Below are 16033 nucleotides of genomic sequence, written 5' to 3' on the forward strand. Positions count from 1 at the left end.
TTCAGCCACTGTAATCCCTTCTCTCGTTAGTGCCGATCGCGTTCGGCATCCCGATGACTAACCGTTACCGATTCTGTCTCGCTGACTCCCAGCATTTTGCCTAAATATTCAGAAATGGCTACAGAGCGGTGTTTCCCCCCTGTACAGCCAATACCGATAATAATCTGGGACTTGCCTTCTTTACGATACTGCGGGATCAGAAAATGAAGCATATCGAGCAATTTAGTCAGGAACGCCTGCGTTTCGGGCCATTTCATCACATATTCATAGACATCATTTTCTTGTCCCGTCTTTGGCCGCAGGTGATCCACATAATGCGGGTTAGGTAAAAAGCGGACATCGAATACAAGATCTGCATCAATGGGTATCCCGTACTTGAATCCAAATGACGTAATATTAACGGAGAGTGTACTTTTGCCTAGATGGGAAAAGCGGGATACAATCTTCTCCTTAAGCTGTACCGGCTTCATGCTGCTGGTGTCCATGACCTGGGTAGCCGAGTTCTTCAGCTCCTCCAGCATCTTGCGCTCCAGCCGGATTCCGTCCAGCGGCATACCCTTCGGCGCGAGCGGATGATGACGACGGCTCTCTTTATAACGTTGTACAAGCACGGAGTCCGTAGCATCCAAAAACAAAATTTCGCAACCTATCGTTGATTCATCCTTAATATAGGTAAGCGATTCCGATAGGGCGGTAAAGAATTCCCGTCCTCGAAGGTCAATCACAAGGGCTACCTTGGCGATTTTCCCTTTGGACTGTTCGATGAGTTCTGCGAACTTAGGGATGAGCACCGGCGGCAAATTATCGACGCAGAAAAAACCAAGATCCTCCAGGCTTTGTACTGCAATCGTTTTTCCTGCTCCAGACATTCCCGTAATAATGATCAGGGTTGCCCCACCGGGCTGTACAGTGTCCAACTCGGTCATAAAAGCGTCCCCTCCCCAAAGTTAGTATATGAATATATAATTTCGTTGTTCGTTCTAAGAACGAAGCAGCAAGCCTGCAGCGCCTACAATACCTGCATCATTACCCAACTTAGCCGGGATGATAGTTACACCCATTTGAAGAGGAGCCGGTGCCAATTTAGCAAATACACGACGAACCTCATCGAACAGAATATCGCCCGCTTTGGATACGCCACCACCTACGATGAATACTTCAGGGTTAAGCACTGCAGCTACTGCCGCCATGGATTTACCCAAGTAAAAAGCCGACCGGTTAATAATACGGATCGCTACCTCGTCGCCCTCTTTTGCCGCATCAAAAACTTCCTTCGCTGCAATCTTTTCTACTAGAGATAGAGTGGTCCGGTCGCCGCGCGCAACTGCATCATTAGCCATACGAATGATACCCGTAGCTGAGGAAACGGTTTCTAAACAGCCCATATTCCCACATCCGCATTGAATCGCTTCCAGATCCGGTACTACAGAGATATGACCCAGTTCACCAGCTAGACCAGCGAAACCTTGATAGATTTTACCGTTGATAATAATACCGCCGCCAACCCCGGTTCCCAGTGTATAGCAGACACAATTATCTATGCCCTGTCCCGCACCGCTCCACGCTTCACCCAGTGCAGCCACATTTGCATCGTTATCTATTTTGACTGGCTTATTCAGTCGTTCCTCCAAAATGGAACGGATCGGCACATCTCTAAATCCTATGTTAGGCGCAAGTATGATGATTCCTTCACGGATATTCGTAAAGCCGGCCACTCCCGCTCCCACGCCAGCAAGCTGGTCCCATGAATAAGGAGAGTCCTCCACAATTTGACGTACATACTTTTCGATGTTATCGATAACGGTATCGACGCCGTCCGCTGTTCCTGTAGGCCCTTCAAACGTATGCAGCAGGTTCCCTTCGGCATTGCAGATTCCAACCTTGATTGCGGTTCCACCCAAATCCACGCCAACGTAGATATTTTCAGACATGTAACAAGCCACCTTTTTCTATGCTAAAATAGTTAATCCTACGTTCCCACTATAATAGAAGCCCACCCTGCGGTCAAGGAAAGGCGACACACCCGGACAAGCATTATTTAATAAGTTTTTGGAAGAGTAAACAGGCTCGGCTCCGCACAGAAAAAACTCCCCTGCCCGACAGGCAAGGAAGTCCATAAAGTCTAAAAACCAATCTATTCCGACAAAATACGTTTTTGTCCCTCTAAAGCGCGGATCGGAGCGATATTTTGCGTAAACTCCAAGGTGCCCATGTAACGTCCTTCCGCATCACGAACTGCAAAGTAACGAATATAGATGAACTTATCTTTGATAGCGATCCAGAAATCCTCAGCATCCTTGCGTCCTGCCTTGAAATCCTCCAAAAGTTTCTCTACGACATGCACGCTTTGCGGCGGATGACAGTTCTGAACGGTACGGCCAATAACGGCTTTTGTCCGGGCAAAAATACGTTCTTTACCATGGGAGAAATAACGCACCACATCATTCTCATCAATAAACGTGAGGTCAACGGGTAAATGGTTCAGGACAGTCTCCAACTGATGAAGGGACAAAAGGCCTGTCTCAAAGCGGATAAAGCCTTGCGGAACCGTTCCAGCTTCTTCTTCCGTCTCCTTGGTTTCTACGGCACCTTCCGGCTCACCCGCACGCTCTGGAACCCACTCCTGATCCGGAGCTGTCAGGCAGAAACCAATCTCATCGCTCTCCCGTGCAATCTTAACCCATTCATCCTCAGTCAGCTTATCCAGCGCCATGGGCAGAAGAATATTCTCTTCCTTGAAAATCATCTCATTAACCTCAGTAATAATAAGTGCCAGAGCTTCACCAATCTCTGTTTTGTTACCTTGATAATCACTTAACGTCGTCTTGGCGGACTTAATCATATTCCGAATACCGTCATCCACGCCCCACATGACCTTGGTAGGTCCATAGATGCCGTACTTTTCGAGGTAAGGAAATACCAGATTTTCTTTCCGGCTATAATGTTTATCGAGGTCCAGCAACAGACTCAAGTCTTCTAACAGCTTGAAAATAATTTCTTCGCTGTCGTTCTTCTGGAACTTATCGGCATGCAGCGCCAGACGGAAATTCACGAGACGTTCGATCTCACGGTTCTCCAGCTTGAAGGTGTGCACCGGGTGACCTGGCTGCTCCTCCGGCTTGGACGAGCGGTGAATCTCCTCAATTGAGCCTTTGAAAATCGCTGTATGCACCGAGCACAAACGCTGTACCTCAGAGACAGGAATGCCTTCCTCTGTCATTAGAGAGTGCTCCATCGCAGAAATTTCAGCCACAGTTACGTCCCCTACCGCTTCTGCAAAACGAGCCTTTACTTCATCCACACTTTTGCCTGCATGCAGCTCCTTAATAATCTCTCTGAGCATAGCTTGCCGGCGGTTTTGTTCCGGTACATCTACTTCACGGTTGTTTATCAGTTCGCTCATTTTATGTCTCTCCTTTTATATATATCAGATCATCTATTCAACAACTTCAAAGCCGTAACTCTGAAACGTTAGCTTAACGGTGTCCATGTTCATTTTTTTAAGCTTGATGCCATTAGACAAGGTCATGAAGCGCCCAGCAGTCTGCAGCATACCCGGTTTGGCGATATCTCGGAATCCTAGCTCTACCATAATGTCGAGCGCTTCTGGATGCCTGCTTACCAGTTCCAAAATGGTCTCTTCCAGCTTCAGCACTTTTTCCATTAGCTTCACTCCTTTGTCATGAGAACTATTCTCAATCTCAGATTATCATAGGCAAAATAGGGGGATTGTGATTCTAGTCACTAACTCAAAAATGATGCACAAAAAAGACTGCCCCTTCGCCTTAATGGCTTGGTAGACAGTCTTTGTTCAAATCATATCACATGCAGCTTGTTATTTATCGAGTGATTCGCTCCAGTCATGTACCATCGTGCCTTCAAGATACTTCTCGGCATCCATGGCTGCCATACAGCCTGTTCCCGCTGCAGATATGGCCTGACGGTAACGGGTATCCTGTACATCTCCGCAAGCGAATACACCCGGAATATTGGTCTCTGTCGTACCAGGGTTTACTACAAGATAACCGTTGGCATCCGTTGTTAGCTGTCCGCCAAGGAAAGACGTGTTAGGCGTATGACCGATAGCGACAAAGACTCCGTCCGCCTCAACAAGCTCTTCCGTTCCTGTCTCATTGTTGCGTACTTTAAGACCATTTACACCAGTATCCCCTACGGAAACCTCAAGCGGTGTGCGGTTAAGCGCCCAAACCACCTTGCTGTTATCGCGCGCACGGTCCTGCATGATTTTGGAGGCACGCAGTTCCGGACGTCGGTGCACCAAGGTAACGCTGGAAGCAAACCGCGTAAGGAAGCTGGCTTCCTCCATGGCAGAGTCTCCTCCACCCACTACGATAATCTTTTTATTACGGAAGAAAAAACCGTCACAGGTAGCACAAGTGCTGACTCCGCGGCCCACATTCTCTTGTTCTCCTGGAATTCCGAGGTATCTAGCGGAAGCGCCTGTCGAGATAATAACAGACTCCGCCTCTAATACTCCTAATCCATCTACAGTTACTTTAAACGGCCGCCCAGAGAAATCCACGGAGTCCACCCAACCATTCTTGAACTCGGCACCGAATCGTTCCGCCTGCTTGCGCATGTTATCCATGAGATCAGGACCTAGAATTCCTTCAGGAAAGCCTGGGAAATTCTCTACTTCAGTCGTAGTTGTCAGTTGTCCTCCTGGCTCCAAACCTTCAATCACCAGCGGACTCAAGTTGGCACGGGCCAAATAAATGGCTGCCGTCAGCCCGGCAGGACCTGTTCCGATTACAATTGTTTTGTACATAGCAGTGCCTCCTCACATGGGTTTTATATATTTTCAGTAAAAGGCGGAAAACTGTCGGTCATGCTTGCTTTAACGTCGCATTCATCCTCAATACGCCGCACGTAGCGGCTTACCATGGAAGGCGATACTCCATAACGCTGTGCCACTTCACGGTAAGTTACCGGTCGATTATGCAGCTTTGCAGTTAAATACTCCAAGGCAGCACACCAACCATCCACATGACGGAAAAAAGGAACATCCGGATATAGATTGCCCACAAATTGCTTCCATAGTAATTCTGCAGCTTTCTTCTGGGCTGAATCGTATCTTCGATCCATTATACCGAGGGTCTGATCGATAATTCGCTGCCAGTCCTCTTTCCATTCCGGCTGCACTTTATGGCGTGGAGGAGAGATTGACTCCTCTCCCAACAGGGGTTCTGTCTCCGTATTCTTACCCGTTAGTCTCTGCAGGCTAAACAGGGCTGCTTCTTGAAGCTTATCTTCCTGGATAGGCTGCTCTTCAATAATTGCTCGTAAGACCTCGGACATCTCTTCGTCCTCAATCCATCGCAATGCCTGTGTAACCTGCAGCTTCGTATTGGAATCCCCGTAGCGGAGTGCCCAGAAGAAGGAGGAACGAATCAGAGGATTGCTCCGAACTTCATCAGAGAAGCTGCCTTTGTTATCTTTCCAAAGCTTCAACTGCTCTTGGAATGGGAGCTGATAGTTATAGCTCACCGGGGGAATCGGCTGGTTGTCTTTCAGCGCTTGCTCCAGCTGTGCCAGATAGAACCGGGGCACCACCGATTCTGGATCCAGCTTGCCGACCTGTCGCCAGCACCGCTCGGCTTCTGTGTATAGTCCGCTGTTGCTGGCAGCTGCCGCACAGTAATGATAGAGACCGGCATCGCCGCCGACCTCTTCATCCTTCAGCAGGCGGCGGAAATGACCGTAAGCTATTCGATGACGGCCCAGAATACCCATTGTAGTCGCCAGCTTAAATACATGCTCCTGATGGAAGGGAATCGTCGCTTCGAGCATTCGCAGCAATCTATCCAGCGATTGGTTATCCCCTTCGTATTGCAGGAAGATGGCCAAATTGCAAAGCGCATGCAAATCACCCGGAGCAAGGTCTAGTACCCGTTCGATAGACTCCTTAGCTTTGGCGAACCGCCCCATATAAAAATATGCCAGCGCCAAGTTGTTATGCGCCGCTAAGAAATCAGGCGTGTTCTTCACGATTTCCTTCAGCAGCTTCACTGCTTCCGTGAACTTGCCTTCCTCAAGAAGCGCCCGGGCACGGTCATGCTCCACTACACCTTCACGGCTTCTGATCCGATGCAGAGGGGCCGGCCGATCAAGCTCATAGTTCAGGAGCTCCATCAGCTCCTCCGATTCCATAAGGAAATCACCGTTGAGATCCTCTTCAAGGTACTTTACCAAAGAACGCTCAGCTTCCTCAAAGTTATCCATATTAGCGTAATTATTAGCCATATAGAAGTGACATTCTGTTAAAGACGAATCAATATTCTCAAGCACATGGGTCAAAATTTCGTTCGAAGCCTCATAATTGCCCATCTCTGAGAATATACCCGCCACATTACAATGATTGACCGGATTGTCCGGCTCATACTCTGCAGCTTTGCGAAAATTTTTTAATGCCTTATCATATTGAAAGCGATCCAGTGACCGGACGGCTCTTTCAAAGAAAAAATTGGCATTCAAAATGATGGGAATAACATTGCCGTTGCCCACATCATTATCTGAAGATCTCTCAATCATGGAAGCAAGGCACCTCCTTGTAAGCTTCCTCCTCACGAAAAATAGGAGGTCGGTGCCTTTCGGCTGCCGGTTCTCCAAACTTTACGCTGCACCGCTTCCATTTTTGGCTGCGGCTGTATTCACACAGTATACCACAAGTGTGGGCAGGATTCTCCAATGCAAGGCTGCATTATGCACACCAAATTCAGAGAAAAAAGCTGTAAACAAAAAAAGACGGGGAATCTTAAATTCCCGCGTCTCTGAACAGCTTGTCTATTGAACCGCCTTCAATAATGATACGTGTAGCTTGCGCCAGCATCGGTGCAACGGATAATACGGTAAAGCGACTTGAATGATCTTCGGGCAGCATGATGGAGTCTGTAATAACGACCTCATCAATGGCCGGATGCTCCAACCGCTCCAAGGCAGGTCCTGAGAACAGTCCATGTGTTGCACAGACAATACTGTTCTTGGCTCCTCTTTCCTTTAAACTCTCTACAACGTTTACGATGGTTGTACCGGTATCGATCAGATCCTCAATAATAATGGGGGTTTTTCCCTCAACATCTCCGATAACATGCGTAATCACCGATTCATTATGGGCAGGTCGGGTCTTAATCATAATCGCAAACGGCGAATTCAGCCGATTGGCTAGCTTCTCAGCCATAGAGGCGCGGCCTGCATCCGGGGAAACAACGACCAGATCGTTTAGACCTTTTAGCTTCAGGTGACCGCTGATCAAATCCAGCGCTGTCATGTGGTCAACTGGAATGTTGAAAAATCCTTGGATAGCGGCAGCATGCAGGTCGAGAGTAATGACCCGGGTAGCCCCGGCTGTGGTTAATACATCGGCAACCATTTTGGCGGAGATAGGCTCCCGCGGTGCAGATTTGCGTTCCTGTCTGGCATATCCATAATACGGTACAATAATGTTGACCGTTCTTGCCGATGCTCTTTTTGCCGCATCAATCATGACCAACAGCTCTACGAACATCTCATTGATGGGATGGGAGAGGGATTGCACCAAAAATACGTCACAGTTCCGGATGCTCTCTTCGTAATGCACATAAATCTCGCCGCTCATGAATCGGGTTAACTTAATTTGCCCCAATTCCACACCTAGCCGCGTCGCAATATCTGCGGCTAGCTTCGGATTCGACGAACCGGAGAAAATACGCAGTTGATGATGCACTATAATGCCCTCCTATAGTTATATTTTATAGCTCAAACGGAACAGTGGTACGGCGGCGGCCTTCAAAGACTGACAACTCTCGAAACCCCGTCTCCCACAACTGCCTGCGGGCTTCCGGCAGTCCCTCACCCAGCTTAGCTGGGTCATGCGCATCGGATCCAAGGGTAAGCGGTATACCTAGCTCCAAGGCCTGCTTCAACACATGTGTTGCCGGGAACATCTCTTTGCATGGCTTCGTTAACCCTGAAGCATTCAGTTCCATAGCAATTCCACTGCTTGCTATCGCTTTCAAAGCGCCAAGCTCAAGCTCTCTAACCTCAGCTTGACCCTCTTCAGTGACCGGACCATATCCAAAGCGTTTGATAACGTCTATATGTCCTATAATATCATATAATCCCGACGCTGCAGATTTACTTACAGCCTCATAGTAACGCCGATATACCTCCAGTACATCCTTACCTTCCCAGCCCTGGACCTGCCGGTAATCCGTAATATCCCATTCTCCCAAGAAATGAACCGACCCGATGAGATAATCCCATGGATAGGGGGCTAGCAGGTCACGGATCACCTCTTCGTAGCCTTCAATATAATCAGCCTCAAGCCCTACCCGCAGGTCAATTACCCCTCGGTATCGTTCTTTCAGCGCGAGACATTCCTCCACATACCGGGGAAGCTCTGCAAGCGGCATAGCCATCTCCGGATAATACTGAGCCGGGTCGACATGAATCAAAGGAAGATGGTCGGACAGCCCCAACTGCTCCAAACCCAGCTCAATGCCGCGCTGGATGTATTCTTCCAGCTTACCTATGGCATGACCGCAGCGCTCATGATGAGTATGATAATCGATATGCATGAAAGAGGCCCCCTCCGTTCTGCTCTAGTCGCGGCGCGGCCGCTCGTGGCGAGCACTAAGCTCTGTCATAATGTCGTCCAGCGGAAGCTTTCTTTCTTGCAGAAGGACCAGTAAGTGATAGATAAGATCGCTGATTTCCAGGCGCAGCTCGGCATTGTCTTTATTTTTAGCGGCAATGATGGTCTCTGACGCTTCTTCGCCTACCTTTTTCAGGATCTTATCGACACCTTTATCAAATAGATAAGTAGTATAAGCGCCTTCGGGACGTTCTATTTCACGCTCAGCGATAACCCGCTCCAACTCACCCAGTACCGCAAAGCGTTCGCTGTCCGATTTGTTCGATGATTTTGCCGAAGTCAGTTCGCCGTTTAAGGGAATCTCTCTATAAAAGCATGAGGTCTCTCCCGTATGACATGCAGGTCCCTCAGGCTTAACCTTAACCAGCAGCGTATCGCTGTCACAATCATAATATACGGATGTAATGGCTTGTGTGTTGCCCGAGGTGCCGCCCTTATTCCACAGTTCACTTCTCGACCGGCTCCAGAACCATGTTTGTCCGCTCTCCAGTGATAACTGAAGTGATTCAGCATTCATATAAGCGAGCATCAGTACTTCAAGACTACTGTCATCCTGAACAATTACAGGCACCAGACCCGCTTCGTTCCAACGTATTCCTCCCAGAATCTCTTCCTGGCTCAGGGCTGTATTCCCTCTCTCTTGACTCATCGGATCTCCACCCCTTTTTGCTTCAAATCTGCTTTTAGATCGTGTATAGCAATTTCTTTATAGTGAAAAATCGTAGCCGCTAATCCGGCATCCGCTTTACCCTTCGTGAATACATCATAAAAATGCTCCTTCTGCCCGGCTCCTCCGGAAGCTATAACCGGTATACCCAGCAGATCACATACAGCCGATGTCAGCTTCAGATCAAAGCCGTCCTTTGTACCGTCCGCATCCATACTGGTCAACAGAATCTCGCCTGCACCTAATTTTTCAGCCTCTTTGACCCAAGTTAGCGCACGTAACCCAGACGGTTTACGTCCTCCGTGGGTGTACACTTCCCACTCGCCCCAACTCTCATTATATTTGGCATCTACCGCTACGACAATACATTGTGAGCCAAAACGGCGCGCGCCTTCCAGAATGAGCTGCGGATTGTTTACAGCCGCTGTATTAATGCCGATTTTATCCGCACCGGCACGTAAAATTCTCTTCATATCCTCAGGTGTCGATATGCCTCCACCAACCGTAAAAGGAATGGCGATTTCGCCCGCTGTCTGCCGTACTACTTCGACCATTGTCGCCCGTCCTTCAACAGATGCGGATATATCCAGAAACACCAGCTCATCGGCACCTTCACGGTCATAGATCGCTGCTAGCTCCACCGGATCCCCGGCATCGCGCAAATTTACAAAGTTGACGCCCTTAACGACCCGTCCATCCTTCACATCTAGACAAGGTATAATGCGTTTTGCCAGCATAAAATCGCTCCTTTCCATGTGTTTTCGACGAAAAACCTTTTCGATCCCCATAAATCCCCCTTAGCCAAGGGGGACCCCAAGGGCCCCGGCCCTCTGGACACCCGGAACATGGGTGTATGCGGGACAGAGGCGCTCCTTAGTTACAAACGGCTATGATCGCTAATCCCTGCGGGACCGCTTGAACTGTCGTGCTCCTGCAAGACGTACATTACAAAACATTACAAAACATTACAAAACATTAAAAAACCTTACACAACCACAAAGACAAAATTCAAACCCAGTAGACCCTCGTGTTACACGTTTTTGGCCCCTTCGGGACGACAAGCTTGCGCTGTCTGCGATAACAATAGGAACCTAGCCCTTATCTTTAATTGCACAATTTACATCTATTTGACCATTTAAACGAGGAAAACGTACTTTAACTGTATTTCGTACAACTAAATCCATGAAACTAGCTCCAAATCAGCTGTTCTCCTGTTTATAGCTGCAGAAAGTACAACTATATGAGCTGGAGGGACCTATTCGGTGTAAATAATTGTACGAAATACAACTAAAACTAACTAAAATTACTCCTCTTAAGGTTTATCGCTGGTGTTACTTTGACCCCAATGCCTGCAATGCTTCGGCAAGGTCGATATTTCCCGTATACAGCGCTTTGCCAACAATGGCTCCGCCAATCCCACTGGCACTATGTACATTTAGGCGCAGCAGATCGTCCAAAGTGGTCACGCCGCCGGAAGCTATCACCGTTTTGCCGCTGGTAGCTGCCATGGAGAGGATACCCTCCACATTCGGGCCCTGCATCATCCCGTCACGGGAAATGTCCGTGTAAATAAAGGTCTCAGCACCTTTGGAAGCCAAATACTTTGCAAGATCCTCTGCTCGGGTCTCCGAAGTGTTCAGCCAACCATGGGTAGCCACGTAACCATTACGGGCATCAATCCCGATGGCAACCTTATCTCCATACTTGGCTAATACAGCCTCCGTAAATTCACGATCGTTGATAGCGGCTGTTCCGATAATCACACGGCTGACTCCGAGTCCGAGCAGCTTTTCGACATCTGCAAGACTGCGCAGGCCGCCTCCTACTTGAACAGGAACATTAGCGTTCGCAGCAATTGCGCCGATAATGGCATCATTGACCGGATAGCCGGCTTTTGCACCGTCCAGATCCACCAAGTGAATAAATTGTCCTCCTTGCTCTTCCCACGATTTTGCCACTTTTATAGGACTGTCGTTATAGACCGTTTCCTGATTGTAATCCCCTTGCTTCAATCTAACGCATTTTCCATCCCGGATATCAATTGCCGGATACACAATAAAAGAAGACATCAACGTTCCCCGCTTTCGTATGCTAACTTTAATAGGCGGTGTGCTTTAACTTTTTGATCCGCCGTATAATTTATCTGAGGCCTTAAGCTTCCTTAAGCTTACATATCAGGCCTTAATCTTCAAAAAATTCCCGAGCAGCTTCATCCCGAGCTCCCCGCTTTTTTCCGGGTGGAACTGCATACCGAACACGTTGCCCCGTCCGACAATCGCTGTAACTGGATATCCGTAATCGGTCACGGCAATCAAATCACTCTCTTGCTCAACAAGCGCGTGATACGAATGGACGAAATACACATGACCCTCTTCAAGACCCTCCAGCAGCGGACTATCACCCTTCATGAAGGTCAGTCTGTTCCAACCCATATGAGGAACCTTGAAGCCCTCTCTTGGCTCAAAACGGACAACCGAACCCGGCACGATCCCCAGCCCTTCATGGGTTCCGTATTCTTCACCGCTGCTGAACAACAGCTGCATACCCAGACAAATTCCAAGCATTGGCTGCTTCCCGGCGGCTACTTTTTTAACTACAGCATCCAGTCCGGTACTGCGAAGATGCTCCATAGCATCGCCAAACGCGCCGACACCGGGCAGAATGACGCTTTCAGCTGCCAGAATCTGCTCCGCATCCCCCGTTACCAGACACTCATAGCCCAGGCGCTCTATCGCTTTGCTTACACTGTGCAGATTGCCCATGCCATAATCAACGATTGCTACAGCCATGCTACAGCACTCCCTTCGTAGAAGGCACACCCTTCACACGAGGATCAATAAGAGTAGCTTCGTCCAGTGCGCGACCAAGGGCCTTGAACACGGCTTCTATCATGTGATGTGTGTTCGTGCCGTAGTGAACGATGACATGCAGTGTAATCCGTGCTTCGAGCGCGAACTTCCACAGAAACTCATGTACCAGCTCCGTCGAGAAGCTTCCCACCTGTTGAGAAGGATACTCGGCACGATACTCAAAATGCGGCCGGTTGCTGATATCAATCACTACCTGAGCCAAAGCCTCGTCCATCGGCACAAATACGCTAGCGTAGCGCTTAATTCCTTTTTTATCACCTAACGCTTCTCGGAGAGCTTGACCCAGACAAATGCCGATATCCTCTACAGTGTGGTGATCATCGATTTCGATATCTCCGCGCGCTTGTACATTTAGATCAAACTGACCGTGCTTCGTGAACAAATCCAGCATATGATTCAAAAAAGGGACATCCGTCTCCAGCTCCGAAACCCCGCTACCGTCTACTGATAAAGACAGCTTGATGTCCGTCTCGTTCGTGGTACGACTAATTCCCGCCTGACGCACCACCTGCTCATTATTGTTCTCCATGGCTGTCTCCACCTTTCCCTTCGTTTTCTAATCGGATTTCAATAGCCCGAGCATGCCCTTCAAGGCCCTCACGTCTTGCCAATTCAATAATACTATGTCCATCACGCAGCAGCGCTTCCTTGCTGTAGTAGATAAGGCTAGACTTCTTAATGAAGTCATCCACATCTACGGGCGAGGAGAAGCGCGCAGTTCCGTTCGTGGGAATAATGTGATTCGGTCCGGCAAAATAGTCACCAACAGGCTCTGAGCTGTAGGGTCCAAGGAATATAGCCCCTGCATTCTCGATGCTCCCGAGGAGCCCCATCGGGTCAGCTGTTACAATTTCCAAATGCTCCGGCGCCAGCCGGTTCACAACGGAAATTCCCTCTTCTATATCCTCTACGATGATGATCGCTCCGTAAGCCTCTACCGAAGCTCGGGCGATACTCTGCCGTGGCAATTCCAGTAGCTGCCGCTCCACTTCCGCGGCTACTGCATAGGCAAGCTCATGCGATGGAGTCACGAGAATGGCTGACGCCATCTCGTCATGCTCCGCCTGAGAGAGCAGGTCCGCTGCGACATACCCCGGCTCGGCAGAATCATCTGCCAGCACTACAATCTCACTCGGACCGGCGATGCTGTCTATGTCCACGGCACCGTATACTTCACGTTTGGCTAACGCCACGTAAATGTTCCCCGGTCCGCAGATTTTATCGACAGGCTCGATGCTTTCAGTACCAAAAGCAAGCGCGGCAATGGCTTGTGCTCCTCCCACGCGGTATATCTCGTGCACACCCGCTTCTGCGGCGGCAACTAGAATGTAAGGATCAATTCCCGCTTTACCACCGGTTGCAGGCGGGGTGACCATTACGATCTCCGGAACACCGGCGATCTGGGCGGGAATCACATTCATCAAGACAGAAGAAGGATATGCCGCTTTCCCGCCGGGAACATATACACCGACACGTTTGAGTGGACGTATGATCTGTCCGAGAATCGTACCGTCCGGTTGAAGGTCCATCCATGAGTTGCGTTTTTGTCTCGCATGGAACGAACGGATGTTAACCGCTGCTGCACGGATAGCCGTCACGAAGGATTCCTCTACGCGGCTGTAGGCTGCCTCGAGCTCCTTGGGTGTCACCCGTAGTGCATCAGGCGTCAATGTAACGCCATCAAACCGCTCTGTGTAGCGGAGGAGCGCTGTATCCCCTTCTTTTTTGATCGCGGCTACAATTTCCTTAACGGTCTGATTCTGCTCCGGTGTCCCGTACTCCACTTCCCGCTGGAGCTTGAATTCACTGCTTGATTGCACTTTCACGACTGTTCCTCCCTAGTCTCTATATCAATCTACAGCTTCGGTACGCTGATAACACTCTGCAAGCGATCGCATAGCTGTTGTATTTCTGCATTCTTCATCCGATAACTGACACGGTTGGCGACAAGGCGGCTCGTGATTTCAAATATGCTTGTCATTTCTACGAGTCCGTTATCACGCAGCGTCTGCCCCGTCTCCACCATATCGACAATACGATCAGCCAAGCCAATCAGGGGAGCAAGCTCAATGGATCCGTTCAGCTTAACGACCTCTACCTGTTGACCCTGTTCCCGGAAATAACGGGAGGCTACATTGGGATACTTCGTTGCAACGCGCTGCTGAATGCCGGGCTGCCAATTCGGCAGACCGATAATTGACATGCGACACCGGGCAATCCCGAGATCAAGTAGTTCGTACACATCCCGTTCCTCTTCCAGCAGGACATCCTTACCTACAATTCCTATATCAGCCACGCCATACTCCACATAGGTGGGAACATCTACGGGTTTGGCTAGTATAAATTCCATGCCTGCCTCAGGCAGCTGAATCACCAGCTTGCGGGAAGCCTCCCCGTCCGGGGGGATAGGAAGACCTGCGGAGCGGAACAGCTCTGCAGCCTTATTGTATATGCGGCCTTTCGGCATTGCTACCTTCAAAATCTGCGCCATTTCAATCGTCTCCGTTTCCGTTACATATATCTATCTAGGGTTCAGGCACAGCCTCAACCGTGCTCACTGATGAATGTGACGAAGGTAAAAATTTCTCCAAAACGTTCGCCTTCGGCTTCTAGCGTACCATTATCCAAACGCTTCACGACCTTCAGATCCTCCGGACCGGCTGTTAAGCGGGTAACTACAGCATGCCCTTCTTCACGCAGGCGTGATGCCTCTTGCAGTCCCTCCCGGCGTCTAGGAACATCATACTGAATCAGTATCGGAAGCTCTTCCTTCTCCGGTGTTCCAGATACACCGTCAAGGATTCGGTTGGTCTTCAGCGAAAAACCTGTCGACGGAATCGGCCGTCCAAACTGCTGGAGCAGATTATCATATCTTCCTCCGCTGCATACCGGGAAACCCAGTTCAGCAGCATATCCCTCAAAGGTCATTCCAGTATAGTAGGAGAAATCACCAATCATCGTAAGGTCAATCAGCACATGCTCTGACACTCCGTAAGACTCCAACACTTCCCACACCTTGCACAGATGCTCTATAGAAGTCCGGGCCAAAGGATGTCTGCTAAGCTCCAGGGCCTGACCGCAGATTTCTTTGCCGCCTCGCAGCCTAAGCAACCCATTCAGTTCACTTTTTTGAACTTCAGGCAGATTGAGCGCTCGCAGCGTTTCACGGAAGGAAACATAATCCCGACTGAGCAGATGGCTCTTGAGCTCCTCTTGGGCTTCCGGTAGCCCCGGTACTGCTTCTTGAAATAGTCCGTTTAGGAATCCGACATGCCCCATAGCTATCTTAAAAGATTTGACACCCGCCGCCTGAAGCGAAGCAATTGCCAGCGCAACCACTTCGGCATCCGCCTCGGGTGAATCATCTCCCACCAATTCTACACCTGTCTGGAAAAATTCAGCTTCACGTCCGGCTTCTTCCTCTATGGCGCGGAATACGTTGGCGTGATAAGACAAACGCAGAGGAAGCGGCTCTTCTTTAAGCAGAGAGGAGACTACCCGTGCCACCGGCGCGGTCATTTCAGAACGAAGCACCAGTGCTTGGCCCCTATTATTCAGCAATTTATATAACTTTTGATCCGATGTAGAACTAGCTACACCAACCGTATCGTAATACTCCAGAGTCGGAGTAATCATCTGGCGATAACCCCAGCGGCTCATACAGTGCAGCACATCATTCTCAATCTTACGCAGCTTCTTCACCGCATGCGGTAGATAATCGCGTACACCCGCCGGCTTCTCGAACCCTTTCGGTTTGGACATGTTCATGATTCACCTCGTCAAATGATCTACAGATCCTATCTATACTTTACTATGGTAAAGTGGTAGCAAACTAAAGCTTTT

At 49.4% G+C, this 16033-nt stretch carries 16 protein-coding genes; all 16 read right to left on the bottom strand.

Annotation, left to right across the window (positions count from 1 at the left end):
• Positions 1 to 26 precede the first annotated feature (26 nt).
• Positions 27 to 926, bottom strand: a complete 900-nt coding sequence (gene rapZ / locus PWYN_RS10800) for an RNase adapter RapZ (protein WP_036651328.1) — start codon at positions 924 to 926, stop codon at positions 27 to 29.
• Positions 927 to 980: 54 nt separating this feature from the next.
• Entirely contained in the window at positions 981 to 1931 is a 951-nt protein-coding gene (locus tag PWYN_RS10805; protein ID WP_036651332.1) for an ROK family glucokinase, read from the bottom strand.
• 203 nt (positions 1932 to 2134) lie between these two features.
• Positions 2135 to 3403, bottom strand: coding sequence for a DUF438 domain-containing protein (locus PWYN_RS10810; protein ID WP_036651336.1), 1269 nt, complete (start codon positions 3401 to 3403; stop codon positions 2135 to 2137).
• 33 nt (positions 3404 to 3436) lie between these two features.
• Positions 3437 to 3664 carry a DUF1858 domain-containing protein gene (locus PWYN_RS10815; RefSeq protein WP_036651339.1) on the bottom strand — a complete coding sequence of 76 codons (228 nt, stop codon included), beginning with the start codon at positions 3662 to 3664 and terminating at the stop codon, positions 3437 to 3439.
• Positions 3665 to 3835: 171 nt separating this feature from the next.
• Positions 3836 to 4789: a thioredoxin-disulfide reductase gene (gene trxB, locus PWYN_RS10820; RefSeq protein WP_036651341.1), complete on the bottom strand. Its 954-nt coding sequence runs from the start codon at positions 4787 to 4789 to the stop codon at positions 3836 to 3838.
• 23 nt (positions 4790 to 4812) lie between these two features.
• Positions 4813 to 6552 carry a tetratricopeptide repeat protein gene (locus PWYN_RS10825; protein WP_052087893.1) on the bottom strand — a complete coding sequence of 580 codons (1740 nt, stop codon included), beginning with the start codon at positions 6550 to 6552 and terminating at the stop codon, positions 4813 to 4815.
• Positions 6553 to 6775: 223 nt separating this feature from the next.
• The gene (locus PWYN_RS10830; RefSeq protein WP_036651345.1) at positions 6776 to 7723 is read right to left on the bottom strand and encodes a ribose-phosphate diphosphokinase; all 948 of its coding nucleotides are present in this window, start codon (positions 7721 to 7723) and stop codon (positions 6776 to 6778) included.
• A gap of 25 nt (positions 7724 to 7748) precedes the next feature.
• Complete coding sequence (gene hisJ / locus PWYN_RS10835) at positions 7749 to 8576, bottom strand: histidinol-phosphatase HisJ (RefSeq protein WP_036651348.1); 828 nt, start codon at positions 8574 to 8576, stop codon at positions 7749 to 7751.
• Between the two features lie 24 nt (positions 8577 to 8600).
• Entirely contained in the window at positions 8601 to 9302 is a 702-nt protein-coding gene (gene hisIE, locus PWYN_RS10840; protein ID WP_036651351.1) for a bifunctional phosphoribosyl-AMP cyclohydrolase/phosphoribosyl-ATP diphosphatase HisIE, read from the bottom strand.
• Entirely contained in the window at positions 9299 to 10057 is a 759-nt protein-coding gene (gene hisF / locus PWYN_RS10845; RefSeq protein ID WP_036653706.1) for an imidazole glycerol phosphate synthase subunit HisF, read from the bottom strand. Before hisF ends, hisIE begins: the two co-directional genes overlap by 4 nt.
• A gap of 594 nt (positions 10058 to 10651) precedes the next feature.
• The gene (hisA, locus tag PWYN_RS10850; RefSeq protein ID WP_036651354.1) at positions 10652 to 11389 is read right to left on the bottom strand and encodes a 1-(5-phosphoribosyl)-5-[(5-phosphoribosylamino)methylideneamino]imidazole-4-carboxamide isomerase; all 738 of its coding nucleotides are present in this window, start codon (positions 11387 to 11389) and stop codon (positions 10652 to 10654) included.
• A gap of 105 nt (positions 11390 to 11494) precedes the next feature.
• Positions 11495 to 12109, bottom strand: a complete 615-nt coding sequence (gene hisH / locus PWYN_RS10855; RefSeq protein WP_036651356.1) for an imidazole glycerol phosphate synthase subunit HisH — start codon at positions 12107 to 12109, stop codon at positions 11495 to 11497.
• A 1-nt stretch (position 12110) separates the two neighbouring features.
• On the bottom strand, positions 12111 to 12719 hold the full coding sequence (hisB, locus tag PWYN_RS10860; protein ID WP_036651358.1) for an imidazoleglycerol-phosphate dehydratase HisB: 609 nt from the start codon (positions 12717 to 12719) through the stop codon (positions 12111 to 12113).
• Entirely contained in the window at positions 12706 to 14016 is a 1311-nt protein-coding gene (gene hisD / locus PWYN_RS10865) for a histidinol dehydrogenase (protein WP_036651360.1), read from the bottom strand. The genes hisB and hisD overlap by 14 nt, the downstream gene beginning before the upstream one ends.
• Positions 14017 to 14045: 29 nt before the next feature.
• Entirely contained in the window at positions 14046 to 14681 is a 636-nt protein-coding gene (gene hisG, locus PWYN_RS10870) for an ATP phosphoribosyltransferase (RefSeq protein ID WP_036651363.1), read from the bottom strand.
• Positions 14682 to 14734: 53 nt separating this feature from the next.
• A complete protein-coding gene (locus tag PWYN_RS10875) occupies positions 14735 to 15952 on the bottom strand; it encodes an ATP phosphoribosyltransferase regulatory subunit (protein WP_036651365.1) in 1218 nt (405 codons plus the stop codon).
• Positions 15953 to 16033: the final 81 nt, after the last annotated feature.

The sequence above is a fragment of the Paenibacillus wynnii genome (genome assembly GCF_000757885.1).
Taxonomy (GTDB): Bacteria; Bacillota; Bacilli; order Paenibacillales; family Paenibacillaceae; genus Paenibacillus_AQ; species Paenibacillus_AQ wynnii.

What these genes read in the sequence shown, in the direction of transcription:
- rapZ (WP_036651328.1), bottom strand. Translation starts at nt 926, where the DNA reads ATGACCGAGTTGGACACTGTACAGCCCGGTGGGGCAACCCTGATCATT.
- PWYN_RS10805 (WP_036651332.1), bottom strand. Translation starts at nt 1,931, where the DNA reads ATGTCTGAAAATATCTACGTTGGCGTGGATTTGGGTGGAACCGCAATC.
- PWYN_RS10810 (WP_036651336.1), bottom strand. Translation starts at nt 3,403, where the DNA reads ATGAGCGAACTGATAAACAACCGTGAAGTAGATGTACCGGAACAAAAC.
- PWYN_RS10815 (WP_036651339.1), bottom strand. Translation starts at nt 3,664, where the DNA reads ATGGAAAAAGTGCTGAAGCTGGAAGAGACCATTTTGGAACTGGTAAGC.
- trxB (WP_036651341.1), bottom strand. Translation starts at nt 4,789, where the DNA reads ATGTACAAAACAATTGTAATCGGAACAGGTCCTGCCGGGCTGACGGCA.
- PWYN_RS10825 (WP_052087893.1), bottom strand. Translation starts at nt 6,552, where the DNA reads ATGATTGAGAGATCTTCAGATAATGATGTGGGCAACGGCAATGTTATT.
- hisJ (WP_036651348.1), bottom strand. Translation starts at nt 8,576, where the DNA reads ATGCATATCGATTATCATACTCATCATGAGCGCTGCGGTCATGCCATA.
- hisIE (WP_036651351.1), bottom strand. Translation starts at nt 9,302, where the DNA reads ATGAGTCAAGAGAGAGGGAATACAGCCCTGAGCCAGGAAGAGATTCTG.
- hisF (WP_036653706.1), bottom strand. Translation starts at nt 10,057, where the DNA reads ATGCTGGCAAAACGCATTATACCTTGTCTAGATGTGAAGGATGGACGG.
- hisA (WP_036651354.1), bottom strand. Translation starts at nt 11,389, where the DNA reads ATGTCTTCTTTTATTGTGTATCCGGCAATTGATATCCGGGATGGAAAA.
- hisH (WP_036651356.1), bottom strand. Translation starts at nt 12,109, where the DNA reads ATGGCTGTAGCAATCGTTGATTATGGCATGGGCAATCTGCACAGTGTA.
- hisB (WP_036651358.1), bottom strand. Translation starts at nt 12,719, where the DNA reads ATGGAGAACAATAATGAGCAGGTGGTGCGTCAGGCGGGAATTAGTCGT.
- hisG (WP_036651363.1), bottom strand. Translation starts at nt 14,681, where the DNA reads ATGGCGCAGATTTTGAAGGTAGCAATGCCGAAAGGCCGCATATACAAT.
- PWYN_RS10875 (WP_036651365.1), bottom strand. Translation starts at nt 15,952, where the DNA reads ATGTCCAAACCGAAAGGGTTCGAGAAGCCGGCGGGTGTACGCGATTAT.